The organism is Rhodanobacter ginsenosidimutans, from assembly GCF_042655685.1.
Classification (GTDB): Bacteria; Pseudomonadota; Gammaproteobacteria; order Xanthomonadales; family Rhodanobacteraceae; genus Rhodanobacter; species Rhodanobacter ginsenosidimutans.
In genome coordinates, this window is record NZ_JBHSMM010000001.1 from 288063 (window position 1) to 309140 (window position 21078).

Here is a 21078-nt window from a genome sequence, read left to right on the forward strand (position 1 = left end):
AATGCAACGCATAGGTGAGCCCATGAAATCCGCTTCAATGCCTTCCCTCCGAGTTGATCCCGAGTTGCGCCAAGCCGCTGAGGCCGTTCTGCGCGAAGGTGAGAGCCTTTCCAGCTTCATGGAGCAATCGCTGCGCGATCAGGTGACCCGTCGCCAGCTTCAAGACGAGTTCGTGGCGCGCGGTCTGGCTTCGCGCGATGAAGCGCGACGGACGGGTGAGTACTTCGACGCCGAAACGGTGCATGCGGAACTGCGAGGCATGCTAACCAAAGCAAATGCAGGCAAGGTCAAGCGGTGACTTGGCGCGTCCGCTACACGTGGGCAGCCCGCGACGACTTGTTGCGGTTGTATGGTTTCCTGCTGGAGCAGGACATGAAGGCGGCGCAGGGTGCAATGGAGGCCATCGAGAAGAGCGTCGAGCTGCTTCGGTCATTTCCCTTTACCTGCCGCAAAGCCGAACCAGATGACCCGTTTCTTCGCGAGTTGTTGGTCTCCTTCGGTGCGTCAGGTTACGTAGCACTTTATGAGATTGAGGGAGATCACACTGTGACGATCCTTGCCGTTCGCCATCAGCGTGAAGATGACTACCACTGAACAAAACACGACAGCTTACGGAGCGCTATGCGGTGTTGCGGCAGCGGGCTATTTGGACGTATTGAAAATTGAAAGCGAACTCCAAGTGAAGCAAAAGCAAGGTAACAATCTGGAGCGCCTCGGATTTAGCTATGAGCGTGGCGGAGTCCACACTGCTCGGACGATGATGCTGGTCGAATTGCGCGCCTTGTTGTCTTATGTGGACCAGGCCGACGCGGCCAAGGGTGAGTATCTGGAAGCGATCCAGGCAGCGAATTGCCTCGGTAAACGCTCTGGCAAAACGCGTACGTTGACCTTTCGACATTTGGCCGATCTCTACGCGCTGGATCCAGGCCTGCTCGTATTTCGCGCTCTACGCTTCTTTTGGCAACGTGACCTCGATGGGCAGCCGTCGTTGGCGGCGCTGTGCTCCCTGGTGCGCGACCCTCTTTTTCGGGCGACCGCTCCCTTTATTCTGGGGATTCAAGAAGGGGGCACTGTTACTCGTGAAGCGATGGAGGAGTTCATCGATGCGCAAGAGCCGGGGCGCTTTAGCAAGGCCACGCTCAAATCTACTGCGCAAAATATCAACTCGTCCTGGACTCAATCGGGTCATCTAGCTGGCCGCGTCCGCAAGGTGCGCGCCTGCGCGGTATCGTCTCCGGGTACGGTGTCCTTTGCATTGCTTTTGGGGTACGTCAGCGGTCTGCGTGGCGAATCGCTTTTCAAGAGCGACTTCACTCGGATGCTTGACTGCTCATTCGAAAGGACAATCGAGTTGGCTGAAGACGCTTCGCGCCGTGGGTGGATATCGGTCAAGCGTGTCGGCCAGGTGATCGAGGTGCTTTTCCCAAGCCTGATCACTACGCAGGAAATGGAGTGGCTACGTGAGCAAAATTAAACGATTGATCCAGTCTTACGGTAAGTATGTAGCAGTGCCGTGGCGCGATGATGCCGCCGCCGCTCAGCGAGTGATCTTCTGCGTCTACCACGAGACGGAAGAGCTCCGTCTGCGCGCCAAAGTCGACGAGTTTGAAATCGCTACCCGTGCCGCGGGCCATGGCTGGGCCTTGTTTGACCTGACGGACTCGTTCCCGAGTTGGCTCGCATCTCAGCGCTACGCCAAGAGCTACTTCCAAAAGCCCAACCTGCTGACCACATTGCTGCCCAAGTATCTCGGCTATATCGAAGCTGAGTTCGAGGCCTTCCTACAGGCCAAAGGCGTCAGCGAGGATTTCGTCGTAGCGCTCCAGGGCGTTGGCAGCCTGTTCGGTTTCCTGAAGGTCAAGGAAGTCGTGGACAAGCTCGCACCCAAGGTGAAAGGCCGCTTGCTGGTGTTTTTCCCCGGCAGTTACGAAGACAACAACTATCGCCTGCTGGACGGGTACGACGGCTGGAACTATCTGGCGATACCCATCACCGCAGATAAAGAATTTTGATTCAGGGGGAATCTCATGCTCAATCGCGATATCTACCAAAAAGATCCGTCGACCCAAAAGCTGGTCAACGAGGGCGTGGCTAGCGTCAATGACGAAAAGACCAACCAGGCGCTGTCCGTCCTGCGGTACGAGCTGGAAACCTTTGTCTGCGACGGCCAGTATGAAAAAGGCCTGGAGCACATCCTTGACGTCTACCTGAAGAACATCGAACAGGCTGAACAACCCGCCGTATGGGTTAGCGGCTTCTACGGATCGGGTAAGTCGCATCTGGTCAAGATGCTGCGCGCTCTTTGGGTAGATAGCGCGTTTGACGACGGCGCCACAGCACGCGGCATCGCCACTTTGCCCCAGAATGTGAGCGACCAGCTAAAAGAGCTCACAACCCAAGCCAAGCGCCATGGCGGCCTGCACGCCGCATCTGGAACGCTGGGCTCCAGCTCCCGCGACAAGTCGGTTCGCATGGCGCTGCTGGGCATCCTGTTCAAATCTGTCGGCCTACCTGAGCAATATCCGGTAGCGCGCTTCGTCATGTGGCTTCAGCATGAAGGCATCTACGATGCCGTCCGCAGCCACGTTGAGAAGAGTGGCCTCGACTGGAGCGAAGAACTCGACAACTTCTACGTCGCTGAGGGTTTGCACGAGGCCTTGGTTAAAGCTAAGCCGAACCTCTTCACTTCCGCAGCGTCCTGCGTCGAGACCTTGAACAACCTGTACCCCTACGTGCAGGACGTTTCCAGCGGCGACATGCTCAAGGCTATCCGTCAGGCGCTGACCCGCGACGGCAAGTTTCCCCTGACCGTGGTGGTGCTGGACGAGGTGCAGCAGTACATCGGCGAAGACAGCCAGCGATCTATCGATGTGCAGGAAGTGGTCGAGGCCTGTTGCAAGAACATCGGCGGCAAGATGCTCTTCATCGGCACCGGCCAGACCGCTGTTACCGGGACTTCCAACCTCAAAAAGCTCGAAGGCCGCTTCACCGTTCGCGTGGAATTGTCTGACGCGGATGTGGACGCGGTGATCCGAAAAGTCATCCTGGCCAAGAAGCCGGAGGCCAAGGCCCCGGTTGAAAAGGTGATGCAAACCAACCTGGGCGAAATCTCGCGCCACCTGGCCGGCACCACCATCGGTCACCGCGCCGACGACATCCAGTTCTTTCCGCAGGACTACCCTATCCTTCCGGTGCGCCGGCGCTTCTGGGAGAACACCTTGCGCGTGCTGGACCAGACCGGCACCGACAGCCAGTTGCGTAACCAACTATCAATGATCCACAAAGTCATCCAGACCAATGTGGATGCCCCGGTCGGCAGTGTGGTGCCAGCGGACTACCTCTACTTCGACGCCGCCGACAAACTGCTCCAGTCGCGCATTCTCCCGCGCAAGGTTCATGAAAAAACCATGGTCTGGGCCAAAGGCACGGATGACCAGCGCCTGATGGCGCGCGCCTGTGGCTTGGTCTTCCTGATCAATAAGCTGGCCAGCAACAACAACGAAATAGGTATACACGCCACCGCCGATACGCTTGCCGACCTGTTAGTCGAAGATCTTACCCAAGGCTCCAGCGCACTGCGTAGCAAGCTTCCGGGGTTGCTCGACAAGTGCGAGTTGTTGATGAAAGTCGGTGACGAGTACCGCATCCAGACCGAAGAAAGCGCCGCCTGGAATGACGAGTTCCTCAGCCAGCGCAACAGCCTGGCGAACGAAGCCCATCGCGTGGATGCGGAGCGCGACGATCGTATCCGCCGCCGCTTCGGCGAAATGGTGCGCAAGCTGTCGCTCACCCAAGGTACGTCTAAGGTCACACGCGACATTTTCCCGGTGTTCGATGCCCAGCTGCCGGGCGATGCCAACGAGAAGGTCTGCATTTGGGTGCGTGATGGTTGGAGCTCTGATGAGAACTCGGTGCGTGCCGATGCACGTCAGGCGGGTAACCAGTCACCCACTGTGTTCGTATTTATCCCCAAACGCTCGGCAGACGACCTGCGTCACTACCTGATTGATTTCAAAGCATCCAGCGCCACGCTGGACAAGCGCGGTGTGCCCAACACCGCAGAAGGCATCGAAGCCTGCGATGCCATGAAGACGACCAGGCAAATTGCCGAAGGCAAGATCCGCGAACTTCTGCAAGAGGCCTTCTCGGGCGCCCGTATTTTCCAAGGCGGCGGCAATGAGATTCTGGGTACCGACCTGCAGGACATGGTCCTAGACGCCGCCACCAATGCGCTGCAAAGACTCTACCCGCAGTTCCACATCGCGGACCACGCCGGCTGGTCCAAGGTCTACGAAAAGGCGCAGAAAGGTGCGCCGGATGCGCTCAAGAGCGTGGGTGACGACGGCGAGCCCGCCAAAAACCCTGTCTGTAAAGCCATCCTGGCCTTTATTGCCGGCGGCAAGAAAGGCATCGATCTCCGCAAGAACTTCGAAGGTGCCGTCTACGGCTGGCCAGGTGATGCCGTGGACGGTGGCCTGCAGGTGCTGCTGGTGGCCGGGCTCATTCGCGCCCAGGACGAAAAGGGGCAAACCATCGACCCGAAGGACCTGGAGCGCAAAGCCATCGGCAAGACCATGTTCAAGGTCGAGTCCGCCATCGTGACAGCTGCGCAGCGCATCCAGATCCGCAAGGTGCTGCAGAAGGTCGGCCTCACGGCTAAGCAAGGCGAAGAGCTGGCTTACGTGCCGCAGTTCTTGGTCAACGCGCAAGAGCTGGCTAGCCGTGCGGGCGGCGACGCTCCACGCCCAGCACGCCCAGATACTGCCGGGTTAGAAGAAATTCGCCTCACCGCAGGCAACGAACAGTTGCTGGCCCTGTACAACCAGCGCGACGAACTCAGCGCTGCCATCGAAAACTGGTCTGACCTGGCTGAGCGTATCGAAAAGCGTATTCCCGCCTGGAGCACGCTCCAACGCCTGCTGGCGCAAGGCAAAGGATTGTCCGGTACCGACGTCCTGATTGCGCAGGTCACACACCTGGAGCAACAGCGGCAGCTGCTTGAAGACCCCGACCTCGTCAAGCCGCTAGTAGCTAGCCTCACCCAGTTGCTGCGTGATGAAGTAAACCGTCTGTATACCGACTACCAGGCTCGCCACAAGAGCGGCATGGCACGCCTGGACGCCGACACCAACTGGAAGCAGCTGGAGCCCGAGCAGCGCAACAGCCTGCTGGCGACTCAGAAACTCACCCTCACGGACGCACCCAAAGTGCAAGTGGCCAACACCGACGAGGTGCTGGCCACGGTGGATCGACTTTCACTCTCGTCGTTCGCCGACCGCGTCGCCGCCATTGACTCGCGCTTCGACGCCGTGCTGGTGGCTGCCGCCGAGCTGATGGAACCCAAGGCACAGTTCGTCAAGCTGCCCAGCCGCACCATCAAGACGGAAGAAGACATCGAGGCCTGGCTGCAGGATGCCAAACGGACCATCGCGCAGGCCCTGAAAAACGGCCCGGTCGTTCTTCACTGAGGCCTGAACACGCATGATGCAAGCACTGGATAAAGACCTGCGCAGCGCGCTGGAGAAAACGGTTAAAGCAGCCCGCACGGTCGCTGAAGCTGCTGCGCACGCGGCGGTAGACCAACTTGGCGTTGGCCACGACAAGCCAGAAGCGTTTCTTAGCGATGCCGAGAAGGCACTGCGCAACCGCCTGCGGACCCACGGCAAGCGGCTCGGTGACGGCCGCGACTCGAAGAGCACCAACCCGACCTATGGCAAGCAAGAGATGCAGCATCTGGTGCAAGAGGTGGCCTACCAGCACTGGCACCGTATGTTGTTCGCGCGCTTCCTGGCTGACAACAACCTGCTGATGTACGACGGCGTCGCCGTCACCATCGAGGAATGCGACGAGCTGGCCCCCGACGAAGGCGCGAAAAACGGCTGGGAGCTTGCCGGCAGGCTGGCCGCCCGCATGCTGCCACAGGTGTTCAAGCCCGGCTCGCCGGTGTTTGAGCTGATCTTTGCACCCGAACATCAGAGCGAGCTGGAACGCCTGCTGAAGGACCTGCCCGATGCCGTGTTCAAAGCCAGCGACAGCCTCGGCTGGGTCTACCAGTTCTGGCAGGCCGACAACAAGGAGCGGATCAACAAGTCGGAAGTGAAGATCGGCGCCGACGAGTTGCCCGCCGTCACCCAGCTCTTCACCGAGCCATACATGGTGGCCTTCTTACTGCATAACTCGCTCGGCGCCTGGTGGGCCACGCGGCATCCGGGCAAACCATGTCCGGTCAACCTCGACTACTTCCGCACGCTGGAAGACGGCACCCCGGCGTCCGGCAAGTTCGATGGCTGGCCCGACTCGCTGGCGGACTTCAAGTTGCTCGATCCGTGCTGCGGCTCGGGTCACTTCCTGGTGGCCTCCTTCCTCATGCTGGTGCCGATGCGCATGGCGTCGGAGGGCCTGAGTGCCAAAGAGGCGGTTAACCGCGTCTTGGCCGAGAACATCCATGGGCTAGAGCTGGACCAGCGCTGCGTGGAGATCGCCGTGTTCGCTGTGGCGCTGGAAGCCTGGCGCTATCCGGACGCATCGGACAAGCCGCTCGGTGTACGGGAGATCCCCGCGCCCAACATCGCGTGCTGTGGGCTAAAAGTGGCGGCCAAGGCGCAGGACTGGGAGGCCTTGGTGCCTGATGAGTCGCCCAATGTCGAGTACGTGCGCCAAGAGTTGCGTCAATTGCACACGAGCTTCTCGGGAGCGCCACTGCTAGGTAGTTTGCTGGACCCGGCGCGCAGCCTGAAGAATGACCTAGTCACCTCCAGTTACGAGACGCTGCAAACGTTGTTGCGTAAAGCCCTGGCCACTGAACGGCCGCCCTATCTCTTGAACGAGGACGCTGATCGCTGGGAGTTGGCGCTGAGTGCGCAAGGATTGCTCGAAGCGGCGCATCTACTAGACGCGCGATACAACTTAGTAATTACGAATGTCCCCTACAAGAAAATTAACGAACTTTGCGATGAGTTGAGGGATTTTTGCGAAAAAAATTACCCCACCACAAAGGGGGACCTTGCGAATGTGTTTCTCGATCGCTGCATTGAACTAGGCCAGCAAAGTTCCGCAGGGGTCGTACAAATTGTGATGCCCCAAAACTGGCTGTTCCTAACTACGTACAAAAAACAACGTGAGCAGCTTCTGAAAAGGCTTCGCTGGAATCTACTTGCACGCATCGATGAGCACGGCTTCGATAGCCCGCAAGCTGCAGGTGCATTCACTATACTGTTGACAACCACAAATTCGCCAGCTGGACCAGACGAGGCGCTGCAGGGTATAGATGCCAGCGCTTTTACGTCCCCACAAGAGAAAGCTGCATTTTTGCGGGCTGGCAAATTAGTCCCTGTCAATCAGAGAAAATTACTTCAAAATCCCGACGCGATCGTGTCTCTGGATGAGTTTGCCGGGCAAACACTCTTCGCCAAGTATGCAGGCTGCTTTCAAGGCACATCCACCGGCGATAACTTCCGTTTCGTTCGCTTCTTTTGGGAATGCGGCGATTTGACGGCCGCACGATTTTTCCAAGGGCCAAGCAACAAGACAAAGCCTTACGGTGGACGTGAATCTGTTGTGCTGTGGAGCGAAGTGGAGGAATTTGAAGGAGTCGCAATTCGCGGCGATTCCGCATGGGGGAGGAAGGGGGTGGCTATCGGCCAAATGCGTAACCTACCTGCCACCCTTTACTCCGGCCATTTCTTCTCAAACTCAACTCCAGTAATTATCCCAAAGGACCCAGAAGACTTGTCTGCGGTCTGGTGCTTTTGCACCTCCGTGGAATTCTTTGACGGGCTGCGAGCAATTAATCAAAAATTAAGTGTTGATAACGGGTACGTTTCAAAGATTGAAGTCGATTTTTCAAGGTGGCGGGAAGAAGCGGCCGATCGCTATCCTCATGGCCTGCCAAAACCATACTCGGATGATCCAACGCAGTGGGTATTCCATGGCCATCCAGTTCCGTCCAAGGATCCACTCCAAGTAGCAGTCGCGCGCTTGGTAGGATACAGCTGGCCAGCAGAGTCCGACGACAAGGTGGAGTTGTCCGATGAGGCTCGCGCATGGATCGTCCGCAGCGAGGCCCTCGTATCTCATGCGGACAAAGACGGCATCGTCTGCATTCCGCCTGTAGGCCGTGAGTCACCGGCCAGCGATCGCCTGCTAAATCTGTTGGCCGATGCCTATGGAGCAGACTGGGGCAGCGACGTCCTGGCGCAGCTGCTAACTGCTGTCGATCACGTCGGTAAATCGCTGGAAACTTGGCTGCGCGACAAGTTCTTCTCCCAGCACTGCGCACTGTTTGGCAATCGACCCTTTGTATGGCATGTGTGGGATGGCCTGCCGGATGGATTCTCCGCCCTGGTGAACTATCACAAACTCGACCACAAGACGTTGGAGACTTTGATCTACACCTACCTGGAAAGTGATTGGATGCGTCGGCAAAAGAAAGATGCCGACAACGGTGTAGACGGTTCCGAGGAAAAGCTGGCCGCCGCCGAGGTGCTGAAGAAACGCCTGGAACTGATCCTGGCAGGCGAGAAACCACACGACATCTTCGTGCGCTGGAAGCCGATCGAAGAACAGCCCATCGGCTGGAACCCCGATCTGAACGACGGCGTGCGCCTCAACATTCGCCCCTTCCTCTCGGTACCCGATGTGGGCAAGCGCGGTGCTGGCGTGCTGCGCGACAAGCCGAACATCAAATGGGAAAAGGATCGTGGCAGTGATGTGCCGTCCGCGCCCTGGTATGACCTCGGACTGCAGTACGACGGCAAGGTCGGCGACCGCATCAACAACCATCATCTGACGCTGGAACAGAAGCGCAAAGCAAGGAGTGCGCCGTGAGCAAGAAGATCAGTGGTGCCGAATACCCTTTGGCGAAGATTTTCAGTTCTGACTTCGACTATGTCATTCCATCGTACCAACGGCCCTACGCGTGGACGGTAGACCAGACCTCCGAGTTGTTCGATGACCTCTACGACTTCTTCCTGAAGGAGCCCGAAGACACCTACTTCCTCGGCTCGATTGTCCTGATCAAGGAGGAAAATAAACCCAGCGCTGAGGTGATCGATGGCCAGCAGCGGCTGACTACACTGACGTTGCTTCTTTCAGCGATAACGGCGCAGTTCGGCGGCGAGCTCAAAGCAGATTTCGAAAATTACATCCGCGAGCCCGGCAGGGCTTCACAGGGCTTGAAGCCCAAGCCTAGGCTGGCGCTTCGCGAGCGGGATCGGGAATTCTTCGCCGACTACGTGCAAGGCCTGGACTTCGACGGTCTGATGGCGCTCGAACCCGCTCAGCTCGACAATGAGTCGCAGCGTAATTTGCAGGCTAATGCCCGTCTTTTGCTGGCTCGCCTAGCGACGTCATTCGGCGATGATGTTGATGCCAAATGTGCTTTCGGCGCGTTCATCGTGCAACGCTGCTTTCTCGTGGCGGTGTCGACGCCCAGCCAGCAGTCGGCGTTTCGCGTGTTCTCGGTGCTGAACAGTCGCGGTCTAGATTTGTTGCCGACCGACATCATCAAGTCAGATGTCATTGGTCGGATATCAGAGGCGCGCCAAGATGCTTTTACGGAGAAGTGGGAGGAGCTTGAAGTCGAGACCGGACGTGGCGGGTTCGTCGAATTGTTTGGCCATATTCGAACCATCTATGCGCGCGCGAAGGCCAAGCGGGCGCTTTTGGAGGAATTTCGCGAGCACGTGCTCGCATCGGCCACCTCGCCCGAGGCTTTGATTGATACTGTCATCGAGCCGTATGCGGACGCGTACCTCGTTGCCAAGAATAGCCGCTACCTCTCCACGGCCAACGCGGACGAAATCAACGGTCTGCTGCGATGGTTGAACCGCATCGACAACGCAGATTGGCTTCCGCCTGCAATCTTATTTCTTGCACAAAAGGGTGCGGACGCGGAATACACCAAGTGGTTTTTCTCTCGCCTGGAGCGATTGGCCGCGTACATGCACGTGTGCCGAAAGAACGTGAACGATCGCATCGAACGCTATGCCACCATCGTTGGCGAGCTGAAGGATGTACCTCATTCCGCAGCGCACCCAGCCTCCTTGGTCGAGCTTTCTGACGCGGAACGGGAGGAGTTCTCGCAGGCTCTGGATGGCAACATCTACGAGCTGACACCGCGGCGCCGCAACTATCTCATCCTTCGGTTGGATTCGTTCTTCGCCGATGGTGCGGCCACTTACGACCCCACCATTCTTACGATAGAGCACGTGTTGCCGCAGACGGTCAGCGCCGGCAGCGAATGGGAGCGGGCCTGGCCAGATCAGGACCTTCGGGCGGCGTGGGTACACCGCCTTGCTAACCTGGTTCCCCTCAATCAACGCCGAAACTCGCAAGCGCAGAATTTTGATTTCGCTAAAAAGAAGACGGCCTATTTTGGTGGCACTAAGGGTGTGTCGTCGTATGTATTGACGACTCAGGTTCTCAAGACACCAGTGTGGACTCCGGATTCTGTCAAGAAGCGGCAGAAAGAGGTGCTCGACGTATTGGCCGAACACTGGAGACTTTGAAGAGCATGAAGCTGATAGATCAGCTGATTCGTACGATTCAGAACGCCGCGATCGTCAATCCTGAGATCGAAGCGTCTCCGGCGTGCGTGCTCTGGCCCGATAAAGAAGGTCATTGGGCGGGAGCGATTCCGCGCCTGCAGAGCGAACTGGGGGAGCTGCTAGTACTGGGCGACTATGCCCCTGAGAGCCGCGTCGGCCCGGCCATTTGGTTGCGCTGCGTGATCGCTGGCAAAGCGCCGGATGTCATCCTGCCACCCGACCGGGTGCCGGTGTTCTACCTGCCAGGAGTGAGCCGCCAGGATTTGCGAGCGATTGGAGAATGTCCGGACTTGCTGAAGCCCTTGGCCGAATTGCAGTACCGAGGAGTGATCTGGTCGCAGGCGAACGCCAAGGACTGGACCCTGATGGCATTTCTGAAGTCTGACCAGGGCGGCATGGGGTTGGATGTAGCTCAGGACAATGACGCCAAGAACGCCATGCAACTGGCGCTGTACCGTTTGCTGGATGAAGAACTTGAGCTGCTGAAGGGGAAGCGGCTGGACAAAGATTATTTCAACACCCTACTCACCGGGGGCGATCCGGTGCGCGACCTGCTGCAGTGGCTGGACCTGGGCGACGCGTTTCAAGCCACCCGTGGCGCAAACGAATGGCAGGCCTTCGTTGAGGTCTGCAACTCGCGACTGGCGTTCAATCCGCAGGCAGATGGCCTTCTAGCGGGCGCCAGCAAGCTGGCGATGCACGAGGGTCCGTGGACCTCGGTGTGGGAGCGGTATAGCGAGGCACCCAAGCGCTATCCCCAGATCCCGAGTCGAATCCGTCAATGCAAGCCGCCCGATCTGGGCATCTTCGACACGCCTGCAGAAAAACTTAATGGTTGGCCGCAATGGAACGATGAGCAGGAGAAGTCTCTCCAGCGTGATCTCTTAGTGCTGAGCGAGCTGCCTTCGCACGAAGCTAGAAAGCGTGTGATAGAGCTTGAGAAAGCCCACGCGCTCCGCCGTGATCTTGTTTGGGCGGAGTTGGGGGATTCCCCCTTGGCTATGGCTATCAAACACCTGGCTGTGATGGCAGAAGTGACCAAGACAAGCTTGGCCGCCGGCACGGTTTCTGACTTACAAGCTGGATACGCCAAGCAGGGTTGGCGGGCGGATGACGCAGTACTGTCGGCGCTCGCCTGCGTGGAAAGAGCGGCTGATGTAGAGGCTGTGACGGTAGCGACGCGAGCCATCTACTTATCCTGGCTAGAAGAGTCTGCACGCTACCTGCAAAAGTTGGTTGACGGTGCAATTTACCCCGGCGGGCGAATCGCAGAAGCACCCGCGTTTTACAGGGTCGACGGGCAATGCGTTCTGTTTGTGGATGGTCTGCGTTTTGATGCGGCTCGCCGACTTTCGACAGTGTTGGAAACGAGCGGCTGCCAGGTTGTGGAGTCTGTGAATTGGACAGCTTTGCCTAGCGTTACCGCTACGGGAAAGGCTGCTGTATCACCCGTTAGAAGCATGATCAAAGGTACCGATGATTGCGATGACTTTGAGCCTTGTGTCGCCGCGACGGGGCAGTCGCTTAAGGGCGGATACCACCTGAAGAAGCTGTTGAACGACAACCACTGGAAGGTACTAGACCGCACCGAAAGCGGCGATGGTCAGGGCAACGCGTGGTGCGAATTCGGAGACATCGACGGTGAGGGGCATACGCGCGGCTGGAAGCTTGCGAAGCACTTGGACTCGCTCCTCGCAGAAATTTCTGAGCGCATTTCCGCCTTGTTGGCCGCAGGTTGGAGCAGCGTACGGGTGGTGACTGACCACGGCTGGCTGCTCATGCCGGGCAAGCTACCCACAATTCAAATGTCCAAAGACCTTACCGATAACAAGTGGGGGCGCTGCGCGTCGATCAAGCCGGGTGCTTCCTCGGGCGAGCGGCTGTACCCGTGGTTTTGGAACCCGAGCCAGCAGTTTGCCTTGGCCGACGGCGTGGGTTGCTACGGTAAATCGGTGGACTACAACCATGGCGGACTAAGCCTTCAGGAATGCCTCACCTTGGATCTGGTGGTCACCCAAAGCGGGAGCGCGTCAGGTAAGCAGTTGGCTGAGGTAACCGACATCGCTTGGAAGGGCTTGCGTTGCACGGTGGGCGTGGACGGCCAGTACGCGAATCTGTCACTAGACATTCGGACGCAGGCAGGCGACCCGTCGTCGAGTGTGGTCGTGAGCGTGAAACCACTCAAAGACAACGGCACCGCATCGGTGGTTGTTGAAAACGAAGAACTGCAAGGCCGCAAGGCGTTTCTGGTTCTGCTCAGCGCATCAGGCGAGTTGGTGGCCGAAGCGAACACCGTGATCGGCGGAGCATGATCAATGATCGAACTGGACCAGATAGACAAAAAAGCTGCCTCGGTACTTGACGGGTATCTGGTTCGAAAGGACTTGGTGCGTACCTTCAGCCGACAATTTCCGGTACCTACCTATGTCGTCGAGTTCATGCTCGGGCGCTATTGCGCGAGTATTGATCAGGAGGAAATCGACGAGGGGCTGGAGATTGTTCAACGCCAGCTCAAGTCCCGCACCGTGCGGGCTGGCGAGGAGGAGCTGTTCAAGGCTAAGGCACTTGAAACGGGCGAGGTGAAGATCATCGACCTCGTGACGGCGCGCGTGGACAACAAAGGTGAGTACGTGGCCAGCCTGCCCAGCTTGCGTCTGACGGACGTGCGCATCAGCAGCGAGCTGGTCAATCAGCACGAACGCATGCTGACCGGCGGTTTCTATGCCGAGCTTAGTGTGACGTTCGATGTGGCCATTGCCCAGGAAAGCAAAGGGCGCCCGTTTGGGATCACCTCCCTGCGGGAAATTCAACTTTCCAAGCGCGACGTATTGGACACCTTGGCGCAGGCCCGCCAGGCGTTCACCACCGAAGAATGGAAGTGCTTCCTGCTCCGATCTATCGGCATTGAATCCAGCGAGCTGAGCGACCGCCAGCGCAACGCGTTTTTACTGCGCATGGTTCCGTTTGTGGAGCGTAACTACAACCTGGTGGAACTAGGACCCCGCGGCACCGGCAAGAGTCACCTGTTCCAGCAGGTTTCGCCCTACGCGCACCTCATTTCAGGCGGTAAGGCCACCGTGGCCAAGATGTTCGTGGAGAACACCGCTAAGGGTCGCCGGGGCCTGGTGTGCCAGTACGACGTAGTCTGTTTTGACGAGGTCTCCGGTATTTCCTTCGACCAGAAGGACGGCGTGAACATCATGAAGGGCTACATGGAGTCCGGTGAGTTCAGCCGTGGCAAGGAGAGCATCCGCGCAGACGGCAGTATCGTGCTGGTGGGCAACTTTGACGTCGATGTGGAGCACCAACAGCGTGTGGGGCACTTGTTTGGCCCTATGCCGCCAGAAATGCGTGATGACACGGCCTTCATGGACCGTATCCATGCCTTCTTGCCCGGGTGGGATGTGCCCAAGATCAACAAAGACTTGGTCACCAATCACTTCGGCCTGGTCAGCGATTTCCTATCCGAGTGTTGGAGCCAGCTGCGCAACCAGAGCCGCGTAAGTGAGCTGCAGAACCGTGTCTTCTTCGGCGGTGCGCTATCTGGCCGCGATACGAACGCAGTCAACAAGACAGTAAGTGGTTTGCTGAAGCTGCTGTATCCCAGTGGCGATGTTGCAGTACCCGAAGAAGAGCTGGAGTGGGCGGTCCGTATCGCCATGGAGGCGCGCCGCCGGGTAAAGGAGCAGCAAAAGCGCGTCGGCGCCGCCGAATTTCGGAACACGCATTTCAGTTACATCCTTGGCGCGGACGGTGTCGAGAAATTCGTCTCCACTCCCGAGCTTCAGAGCGACAACAGCATCGGCGGTGACCCGTTAGAGCCTGGCCAGGTTTGGGCCATCAGTCCTGGTGGAGGTGAGGACAATTCTGGCCTTTACCGTATTGAGGTCAACGAGGGTCCCGGAACTGGGGTAAAGGTGCTTAACAAGCCCATCCCTCCTGCTTTCCGAGAAAGCATTGGCTTCGCCGAACAGAACCTCTACGCCAGATCGCTTCAGATGGTGGGTGACAAAGATCCTCGGCATCATGAGTTCACTGTCCAACTGCGGGCGTTTGATGCAGCGCGATCAGGTGCAAAGCTCGGCGTGGCCGCGCTGATCGCCCTCTGCACGTCGCTGTTGAAGCGCAGTGTGCGTGGCGGGTTGATCATCGTTGGCGAAATCAACCTGGGTGGTTCAATCGAGCCGGTTCATAACGCGGTCACGATTGCCGAAATCGCAGTCGAGAAGGGTGCGGGGTCCCTGCTGATGCCAGTCGCCTGTCGACGGCAACTGGTCGACTTGTCTGATGACATGGCGACAAAAATCGACATTCAATTCTACTCTGATGCCAGGGATGCGCTCATAAAGGCCATGGCCGAGTGAGCCCAAGAGTCGTGGCTTTGGGCACGCATGTTCGATCCCGGAGAGGCGCGGAACACCCATTGGCTGGATACATCTGGAGAAGGCTATCGACCTAACTAAGGCTCATTGGCGAGCGATCAAGCCCGCCGATGCGGGTTTTTTTTGTGTCGGAATTTCCCGTCTGCATGGATGATGTCGGTCGCTTGTCGATCGCAAGGGCTGGCGATGCTCCGTATTGCGCAGATGCCGAGCCTCGCCGTCGGTCGAAGGTTTGTCTTTCCTTCCATCACCGCACCGTCGATGCCAGCGGCAGGGCCAAAAATTCGTGGAGCGCCGAGCTGTCGATCAGCGCGTTCAACGCTTCGATGTCGGGTGCCAGGTAGCGGTCGTCGCCGTAGTGCGGCACGGCTTCGCGGATGCGGGCGTGTGCTGATTCCAGTACGTCGGATGAGCGCAGGGGGCGGCGGAAGTCGATGCCTTGGGCGGCGGCCATCAGTTCGATGGCTACGATCTTGCGCACGTTGTCGACGATGTCGACGGATTTGCGCGCGGCGAAGGTGGCCATGCTGACGTGGTCTTCCTGGTTGGCGGAGGTGGGCAGTGAATCGACGCTGGCGGGGTGTGCCAGGGTCTTGTTTTCGCTGGCCAGCGAGGCGGCGGTGACGTGGGCGATCATGAAGCCGGAATTGATGCCCGAGTCCTGCACCAGGAAGGCCGGCAGGCCGGAGATGCTGGCGTCGACCAGCATGGCGATGCGGCGTTCTGACAGCGAGCCGATTTCCGCCACGGCGATGGCGAGCTGGTCGGCGGCGAAGGCCACCGGCTCGGCGTGGAAGTTGCCGCCGGAGATCACGTCGCCGGTTTCCGGAAACAGCAACGGGTTGTCGGAGACGGCGTTGGCCTCGATCTCCAGCGTGCACGCGGTCTGCCGCAGCAGGTCGCGACAGGCGCCCATCACCTGCGGCTGGCAGCGCAGGCTGTAGGGGTCTTGCACGCGCGGGTCGCCGACGCGGTGCGATTCGCGGATGGCGCTGCCTTGCAGCAGTTGCCGGTAGAGCGCGGCCACTTCGATCTGCCCCGGTTGTCCGCGCACGGCGTGGATGCGCGCGTCGAACGGCGCATCCGAACCGCAGGCGGCGTCGACGCTCAGGGCGCCGGCCAGCACGGCGGCGGCAAAAACCTGCTCGGCGCCGAACAGGGCCATCAGCGCGATGCCGGTGGATATCTGGGTGCCATTGAGCAGGGCCAGGCCCTCCTTGGCCGCCAGTCGCAGCGGGGAGATTCCCGCGCGGCGCAGGCCATCGGCGGCATCCATGATTTCGCCGCGGCAACGCAGCTTGCCTTCGCCCATCGCGGCCAGCGCCAGATGCGCCAGCGGCGCGAGATCGCCGCTGGCGCCCACCGAGCCCTGGCATGGAATGCAAGGCCACAGCTCGGCGTTGTACATCGCCAGCAGGGTGTCGATGACCTGCATCCGCACGCCGGAGTAGCCGCGCGCCAGCGAGGCGATCTTCAAGGCCAGGATCATGCGCACGGCGGTGTCGTCCAGCAGCGGGCCCACGCCCGCCGCGTGGGAGCGCACCAGGTTGGTCTGCAATTGTTCCAGCTGATCGGCCGGGACATGCACCTTGGCCAGCTTGCCGAAACCGGTGTTGATGCCATAGGCCGGCTGGCCGGCAGCCACGATGCCTTGCACGGTTTGCGCCGCCGCGTGGATGCCGGCCGTGCAGGCGTCATCCAGTCGAATCGGCTCGAACGTCGCGGCGATGTCGCGCAACTGGGCCAGGGGCATGTGTCCGGGAATCAGGATTTGCATGGCGGGTTTGTCCGGTGATCAAGATCGGGTGCAACGCATGTTCGCGGGCCGGCGGCCATTGAACGCTGCGTCACGCATGCAGCGCGTCGCCGACGTGGAAGCTGCCGACGAAACGGTATTTTGCTGCGGGGTGGGTGAGCCGCGCGACGCTGGCGACGCGGTCGCGCGACCAGGTGCGGCGGCCCAGCACGAGCAGCGGCGCGCCCACGCTGACGTCCAGCCATTTCGCCAGGCGTCGGTTTGCCGCCTCCGCTTCGATCACGTGCTCGGTGCGCTGCAACGGCGCCGTGCGCATGAGGTAGTGATGCGGGATTTCCAGCTGGAAATCGATGTCCAGGTAACCGGGCGCACACGCCGGGCTGACGAAACGGTCTTCCAGCTGCAGCGGCTTTCCGTCGGCCCGGTGCAGCAGACGCGAGTGGAACAGCGGCTCGCCTGAAGCAATGCCGAACTGGCGGGCGATGGTCGGGCTGGCGGCGACCGATTCGCTGACCAGCACGTCGACCGTATGGGTCTCGCCGCGCGCCGCGATCTCGCTGCGGATGCTGCGCACGTCGAGCAGGGCCGACTCGACCTTGGGGTCGGCCACGAACGATCCCACGCCTTGCACGCGCGTGATCACGCCCGCGCTGGTGAGCTCGCGCATGGCCCGGTTCACGGTCATGCGCGACACGCCGAACTTCATGACGAGATCCTTCTCGCTGGGAAGGCGGCTTTGCGGCGGGTAGTCGCCGTTGACGATGTGCTGAAGCAGGTAGCGCTTCAGCTTCAGGTACGCGGGCGCGGGCTCGTTCATCCGCTTAGGATGACATGTCTATACAAGCCGATGAAAGGCCGTGAAGCTTCCCCGCCAGGGCGCCAGCGTGGTGGTGAAGTCCGCGCCGCTGTTTACCGGCCGCGCCGCGGTCAGGCTGTTGCGACAAGCGGGATTTCCACGCGGAATCCGAGGAACGCCGATACCGGCGTCGGCCGGCCCGCTGGCGTTATCGTGCGCTGCCCTGCCCCAACCTGATCGCGTAGAGCGCCGCGCCGTAATCCGGTGCGTGCAGGGGAAGCCGGATCTCGAAGGCGGAGCTTGCCGCGCGAAGTGCATCGCGGAACGGTGTCAGCAGCAGGTCGCCGGCGTTGAAGGCCCCGCCGGAATACGACACGGGTACCGGTTCGCCCGCTTCGAAATGCAGCGCCAGCCGCAGCGCGTCGCAGATCTGCGCCAGCTCGCGGCCTGCATCGTGGAAGATGGCGATCGCCGCCGCGTCGCCCGCGCCCGCGGCATCGGCCACCTGGCGGGACAGTTGCGCCAGGTCGCTGCGCGGGGAGGCTTTTTCGCCGTAGATGTGGGCGCAGATGTCGAGGTCGTTGTCGAGCTTGAAGTGCGCGTTGAGGATGCCGTGCAGCGGACCCTTGGGCAGGCGGCCGTCGCTCATGCGCGAGTAGGCGTTGAGGCCGCGGATGGCGATCCAGTAGGCGGAGCCTTCGTCGGAAAACGCTTCGCCCCAGCCGCCGGCGCGGGCGGCGGTGCCGTGGCGCTGGCCGTAGCCGATGGAGCCGGTGCCGGCGACGATGTTGATGCCGTCGGCGCAGGCCAGCGAGCCGGCCCAGCCGCAGACCATGTCGTTGTCGCAGGTGTAGCGGCGGTGGCCCAGGATCGCTTCGGGGAAGGTTTGCAGCAACGCGGTGGCGTGGCTGTCTTCGCCGTAGGCGGGCAGGCCGAAGAAGGCGTGGGCGATGTCGGCGGGGGTGCGTTTCGCGGCGGCCAGCACGTCGGCCACGCCGTCGGCGAGGATGGCGCGCACGCCGTCCAGGCCGACGTGCGGGTGGTAGGTGGTGCCCCGTTGCGCTTCGGCCAGCAACTGGCCGTCGCCGTCGATCAGGGCGAAGCGGGTCTTGGTGCCGCCGCCGTCGACGCCCAGGTAGACCGGTCCGTTCATGCGCTCAGCGCGTGCAGGCGCACGCCTTGCACCACGCGGTTGACGATGCCGGCGGGGTTGGGGTTGTCGGGTGTCACGCCCATCGCGCGCGAAGTGAAGAAGGCATAGACCTGCGCGATGGCGATGTACGGCCACAGCAGGTCGAGGTCGGCGGCAGTGGTTATGTCGGGTACCACGATGCTTTCGGCGCCGGCATCGGCGCGCGGTTGCGCGGTGACCTCGATGATGCGGCCGGCGCAGCCGTCGCGGCGCAGTTCGTCGATCAGGTCCAGATCGTAGCGGCGGGTAAGCGGATCGTTGGAGACAAACACCACCACCAGCGTGTGCGCGTTGACGAAAGTCTTGGGGCCGTGGCGGAAACCCAGCGGGGAATCGAAGCAGGTGGCGACGGCGCCGTTGGTCAGCTCGCCCAGTTTCAGTGCTGCCTCGCGCGCCAGCCCCTGCAGCACGCCGCTGCCCAGGTAGGCGACGCGTTGGTGCTGCTCCAGTGCAAGCGCGTCAAGTACCGGCAGCGCGTCGTGGATGCTGCGGCCGGTGGCGTTGGCGATGGCCTTGATGCGGCTGTCCATGGTTCCAGCGGGCAGCAGTGCGGCCACCACGGCGTACATCATGCAGCTGAAGCTGGAGGTCATCGCGAAACTGGTGTCGTGGGTTTCCGGCGGCAGCAGCAGGGTCATGGCGTGGGCGACGGCCAGCTTGGCGAGTTCGCCGTCAGCGTTGCACAGCACGACCAGGTGGCGCACGTCGCGCACCAGCGATTCGGCCAGTTTCACCGCGGCCAGGCTTTCCGGGCTGTTGCCGGAGCGGCCGAACGACACCAGCAGCAGCGGCTGCTCGGGGTCGAGATACAGATGCGGCGCGCAGACGATGTCGGTGGTCGGCACCGCATCCACGCGGGCGGCCAGTTGGCGATCCAGCAGCGGCGCCACGCATTGGCCGATGTAGGCCGAGCTGCCTGCGCCGGTGAGGATCACCCGCGCGGCCGGGTTGCTGGTCAGTCCGCCCGCGAAGACCTGGATCTTCTCGTGCAGGGCGGCAACCAGCGCGTGGGTCTGCTCCAGCATGCGCGGTTGCTGCGTGATTTCGCGCGCGGTGGCGATCGCGCCGGAGGCGATCAACTCGGATTCGGTGAGGCCCAGATAGTCAGTGGTCATGGTGATGGCATGCATGGTGGTAGTCGTCGAGGGCGGCACTGATGTGGGCCATGGCCAGCGACAGCGGATCGCGCGAGGCGGTTCCGTTGCGCAGCGCATGCAGTGCGTGGGGGAGGAATTGGCTAATCAGCGGCAACGGCGGCGGGCTCTCGCGCAGGTTGTCGAACAGGCGCTGGCGGGCTTGCTCGATCACCGGGTCGGGCCAGTAATAGCGGATGCGGTCGCTGAGGCTGTATTGAAGATCGATGGTCAGCGCGTGGCCTTCGCCGTGGTAGTAGCGTTGCCAGTAGCCGGGCTCGGCGCGCATGCGTCGCAACACCACGTCGCGCAGGTTGGCGCGGTACGCCTCGTCGACCCATTCGCGCTCGATCGCATCCAGCGCCCACAGCGCCTCGCGCAGGGCGAAGGTCAGGCCGGGGCCGACCTTGAGGATCGCGAAGTGATCGCGCACCAGCGCGGCCAGGCCGTCGCGGGTCTGGTAATCGGTGGAGTGCGCCTCGAACACCATGCCCGGCACGGCGGTGATGGCGTGGCTCAGTTCGCGGGCTTTCTGCGGCTGGTAATCGACCACGTTGTGATGATCGAACTCCACGCCCGGCTGCACCACCGAGGCGATCACGCGATGCCAGGCGGCTTCCAGGCCGGCGTCGACAAACGCTTGCCGGTGCGCCTCGATCGTCGCCAGCGCAGCCTGCGGCGTGGTGACGGCCAGCCCTTCGATGGCTTCGGTGGCGCCGCCGGGAACCGGCACCTCGGTGCCGATCACGTACACCGGTGCCTCGCCGCCGGCGTTGGCGTAGGCGGTTTCGGCGGCGCGGCACAGGCGCACTGCGCGGCGCACGATCTCCGCTTCCGGCAGCGGCTCGGGGTCACCGGCGCAGGCCATCGAGCAGTCCAGATGGATCTTGCGGAAACCGGCCGCCACATAGGCGCCCACCATCACTTCGGCCTTATCCATTGCCGCGTCAGCGGTCAGCGCCGTCCACGGGTTGGGGCCCAGGTGATCGCCACCCAGTGCAATGCGTGCGCGGTCGAAACCGACGCGGTCGGCAATGCCGTGGACGAAGGCGACAAAGTTGGCCGGGGTCATGCCGGTGTAGCCGCCATCCTGGTTGACCTGGTTGCAGGTTGCCTCGAACAGCACGAAGGCCTGCCCGGTGCGTTGCGCCTGGTGCAGGCTGGCTTCGATGACGATGGGGTGGGCCGAGCAGATCGAGGTCACGCCGGTGGCGTGCCCCTGCTTGTGTCGGGCGATGAGGTCGAGAAGGACTTGCATGGGGACGGGCTCCG

14 protein-coding genes are annotated in these 21078 nt (G+C 61.0%); 9 read left to right on the forward strand and 5 right to left on the reverse strand.

What is annotated here, in order from left to right; translation table 11 throughout:
• Window positions 1-22 precede the first annotated feature (22 nt).
• From ACFPK0_RS01150 to brxL, 9 genes are read left to right on the forward strand one after another with little or no spacing between them, the layout of a single operon-like run.
• Window positions 23-298, forward strand: a complete 276-nt coding sequence (locus tag ACFPK0_RS01150) for a YlcI/YnfO family protein (protein WP_377337789.1) — start codon at window positions 23-25, stop codon at window positions 296-298.
• Window positions 295-594 carry a type II toxin-antitoxin system RelE/ParE family toxin gene (locus ACFPK0_RS01155; protein WP_377337791.1) on the forward strand — a complete coding sequence of 100 codons (300 nt, stop codon included), beginning with the start codon at window positions 295-297 and terminating at the stop codon, window positions 592-594. The genes ACFPK0_RS01150 and ACFPK0_RS01155 overlap by 4 nt, the downstream gene beginning before the upstream one ends.
• Window positions 581-1474 (forward strand): hypothetical protein, encoded by an 894-nt coding sequence (locus tag ACFPK0_RS01160; protein ID WP_377337793.1) that lies wholly within the window; start codon window positions 581-583, stop codon window positions 1472-1474. The genes ACFPK0_RS01155 and ACFPK0_RS01160 overlap by 14 nt, the downstream gene beginning before the upstream one ends.
• On the forward strand, window positions 1461-2012 hold the full coding sequence (locus tag ACFPK0_RS01165) for a BREX protein BrxB domain-containing protein (RefSeq protein WP_377337795.1): 552 nt from the start codon (window positions 1461-1463) through the stop codon (window positions 2010-2012). Before ACFPK0_RS01160 ends, ACFPK0_RS01165 begins: the two co-directional genes overlap by 14 nt.
• A gap of 15 nt (window positions 2013-2027) precedes the next feature.
• Window positions 2028-5468 carry a BREX system P-loop protein BrxC gene (gene brxC / locus ACFPK0_RS01170; RefSeq protein WP_377337797.1) on the forward strand — a complete coding sequence of 1147 codons (3441 nt, stop codon included), beginning with the start codon at window positions 2028-2030 and terminating at the stop codon, window positions 5466-5468.
• Window positions 5469-5481: 13 nt separating this feature from the next.
• The gene (locus ACFPK0_RS01175) at window positions 5482-8826 is read left to right on the forward strand and encodes an Eco57I restriction-modification methylase domain-containing protein (RefSeq protein ID WP_377337799.1); all 3345 of its coding nucleotides are present in this window, start codon (window positions 5482-5484) and stop codon (window positions 8824-8826) included.
• Window positions 8823-10508 carry a DUF262 domain-containing protein gene (locus tag ACFPK0_RS01180; protein WP_377337801.1) on the forward strand — a complete coding sequence of 562 codons (1686 nt, stop codon included), beginning with the start codon at window positions 8823-8825 and terminating at the stop codon, window positions 10506-10508. The genes ACFPK0_RS01175 and ACFPK0_RS01180 overlap by 4 nt, the downstream gene beginning before the upstream one ends.
• A gap of 5 nt (window positions 10509-10513) precedes the next feature.
• Complete coding sequence (gene pglZ, locus ACFPK0_RS01185) at window positions 10514-12859, forward strand: BREX-1 system phosphatase PglZ type B (protein WP_377337803.1); 2346 nt, start codon at window positions 10514-10516, stop codon at window positions 12857-12859.
• Between the two features lie 3 nt (window positions 12860-12862).
• Complete coding sequence (brxL, locus tag ACFPK0_RS01190; protein ID WP_377337805.1) at window positions 12863-14911, forward strand: BREX system Lon protease-like protein BrxL; 2049 nt, start codon at window positions 12863-12865, stop codon at window positions 14909-14911.
• 265 nt (window positions 14912-15176) lie between these two features.
• On the opposite strand, the gene hutH is transcribed toward brxL, so the two are convergent.
• From hutH to ACFPK0_RS01215, 5 genes are all read right to left on the reverse strand, one after another.
• Entirely contained in the window at window positions 15177-16706 is a 1530-nt protein-coding gene (gene hutH / locus ACFPK0_RS01195) for a histidine ammonia-lyase (RefSeq protein ID WP_377337806.1), read from the reverse strand.
• Window positions 16707-16776: 70 nt separating this feature from the next.
• Complete coding sequence (gene hutC / locus ACFPK0_RS01200; RefSeq protein ID WP_056606717.1) at window positions 16777-17502, reverse strand: histidine utilization repressor; 726 nt, start codon at window positions 17500-17502, stop codon at window positions 16777-16779.
• 187 nt (window positions 17503-17689) lie between these two features.
• Window positions 17690-18634 carry an N-acetylglucosamine kinase gene (locus ACFPK0_RS01205; RefSeq protein ID WP_377337808.1) on the reverse strand — a complete coding sequence of 315 codons (945 nt, stop codon included), beginning with the start codon at window positions 18632-18634 and terminating at the stop codon, window positions 17690-17692.
• Window positions 18631-19803 carry an SIS domain-containing protein gene (locus ACFPK0_RS01210; protein ID WP_377337810.1) on the reverse strand — a complete coding sequence of 391 codons (1173 nt, stop codon included), beginning with the start codon at window positions 19801-19803 and terminating at the stop codon, window positions 18631-18633. Before ACFPK0_RS01210 ends, ACFPK0_RS01205 begins: the two co-directional genes overlap by 4 nt.
• Window positions 19778-21064, reverse strand: a complete 1287-nt coding sequence (locus tag ACFPK0_RS01215; protein ID WP_377337812.1) for a D-tagatose-bisphosphate aldolase, class II, non-catalytic subunit — start codon at window positions 21062-21064, stop codon at window positions 19778-19780. Before ACFPK0_RS01215 ends, ACFPK0_RS01210 begins: the two co-directional genes overlap by 26 nt.
• Window positions 21065-21078: the final 14 nt, after the last annotated feature.

Excerpts from the sequence above, each read along its gene's own strand:
- ACFPK0_RS01205 (WP_377337808.1), bottom strand. The coding sequence starts at position 18,634 with ATGAACGGACCGGTCTACCTGGGCGTCGACGGCGGCGGCACCAAGACC.
- ACFPK0_RS01175 (WP_377337799.1), top strand. The coding sequence starts at position 5,482 with ATGATGCAAGCACTGGATAAAGACCTGCGCAGCGCGCTGGAGAAAACG.
- brxL (WP_377337805.1), top strand. The coding sequence starts at position 12,863 with ATGATCGAACTGGACCAGATAGACAAAAAAGCTGCCTCGGTACTTGAC.
- hutC (WP_056606717.1), bottom strand. The coding sequence starts at position 17,502 with ATGAACGAGCCCGCGCCCGCGTACCTGAAGCTGAAGCGCTACCTGCTT.
- ACFPK0_RS01160 (WP_377337793.1), top strand. The coding sequence starts at position 581 with ATGACTACCACTGAACAAAACACGACAGCTTACGGAGCGCTATGCGGT.
- hutH (WP_377337806.1), bottom strand. The coding sequence starts at position 16,706 with ATGCAAATCCTGATTCCCGGACACATGCCCCTGGCCCAGTTGCGCGAC.
- ACFPK0_RS01150 (WP_377337789.1), top strand. The coding sequence starts at position 23 with ATGAAATCCGCTTCAATGCCTTCCCTCCGAGTTGATCCCGAGTTGCGC.
- brxC (WP_377337797.1), top strand. The coding sequence starts at position 2,028 with ATGCTCAATCGCGATATCTACCAAAAAGATCCGTCGACCCAAAAGCTG.
- pglZ (WP_377337803.1), top strand. The coding sequence starts at position 10,514 with ATGAAGCTGATAGATCAGCTGATTCGTACGATTCAGAACGCCGCGATC.
- ACFPK0_RS01210 (WP_377337810.1), bottom strand. The coding sequence starts at position 19,803 with ATGCATGCCATCACCATGACCACTGACTATCTGGGCCTCACCGAATCC.
- ACFPK0_RS01215 (WP_377337812.1), bottom strand. The coding sequence starts at position 21,064 with ATGCAAGTCCTTCTCGACCTCATCGCCCGACACAAGCAGGGGCACGCC.